This is a genomic window from Streptomyces sp. L-9-10, assembly GCF_004151105.1.
Lineage (GTDB): Bacteria > Actinomycetota > Actinomycetes > Streptomycetales > Streptomycetaceae > Streptomyces.
The window spans coordinates 1-386 of sequence record NZ_PHRF01000063.1 but is presented as its reverse complement, the minus strand read 5'-3'; the positions used below and the strand labels follow the sequence as shown (position 1 = coordinate 386).

Below are 386 nucleotides of genomic sequence, written 5' to 3'. Positions count from 1 at the left end.
ACGGCAACCTCCACACAGTTGCCGTTGGCTCCCGAATACGAGGACCTCACCCACTCCAGCCCAGCGGCCGAAACGGACTCGATGTACGGCTTCATCAGTGCTATCCCATCTCCTTCGCGCCGCGCACGAACGCCTGCCACTCGTCGGCGCTGAACAGCAGGACGGGCCCGCCGGGGTTCTTGCTGTCACGCACGGCACGACCGCCGCCGGACGGCACGGCGACCTCGACACAGTTGTTGTTGACTCCCGAGTACGAGGACTTCACCCACTCCAGGCCGGCGGCCGAAGCGGACTCGATGTACGGCTTCATCAGCTATCCCATTTCTTGATGGCGCCTTGGATGAGCGCCCTTGACTTGGTGACATTCGCCGCGGCCATATTGAGAC

2 protein-coding genes are annotated in these 386 nt (G+C 63.2%); both read right to left on the bottom strand.

Translation table 11 applies throughout. From position 1 onward, the window contains the following. A partial coding sequence (locus tag CU044_RS16770) for a DUF397 domain-containing protein (protein ID WP_129769418.1) occupies nt 1-95 on the bottom strand: 95 nt, incomplete at its 3' end. A gap of 5 nt (nt 96-100) precedes the next feature. Then, complete coding sequence (locus tag CU044_RS16765; RefSeq protein ID WP_129769416.1) at nt 101-310, bottom strand: DUF397 domain-containing protein; 210 nt, start codon at nt 308-310, stop codon at nt 101-103. Nucleotides 311-386 lie beyond the last annotated feature (76 nt).